Origin of the sequence: Mesorhizobium sp. M1A.T.Ca.IN.004.03.1.1 (genome assembly GCF_003997555.1) — a bacterium.
In the GTDB taxonomy this organism is placed as follows: domain Bacteria; phylum Pseudomonadota; class Alphaproteobacteria; order Rhizobiales; family Rhizobiaceae; genus Mesorhizobium.
Map to the genome: position 1 here is coordinate 1 of NZ_RZTV01000201.1, position 284 is coordinate 284.

General features: G+C 58.5%; 1 pseudogene. It reads left to right on the forward strand.

The window, feature by feature from the left end:
• A pseudogene (locus EOD29_RS31335) lies at positions 1–284 on the forward strand (Si-specific NAD(P)(+) transhydrogenase); the annotation flags it as partial.

The window sequence follows — 284 nt, forward strand, 5'->3', positions numbered from 1 at the left end:
CTTGATTACGCTCAACCATGAAGTGGAGGTGCTCGAGCATCAGTTCGCCCGAAACCGTGTCCACCACATGCGCGGCAAAGCGAGTTTCATCGATTCCACCACCTTGCAGGTCATCAAGGATGATGGCGAAGCGCTGACGGTCAGCGGCGCCAGTATCCTGCTTGCCGTGGGCACGAAGCCTTTCCGGCCGGACTATATGCCGTTCGATGGCAAGACCGTGCTCGACAGCGACGAGTTGCTTGATATCGAAGAATTGCCGCGCACCATGGTCGTCATCGGCGCCG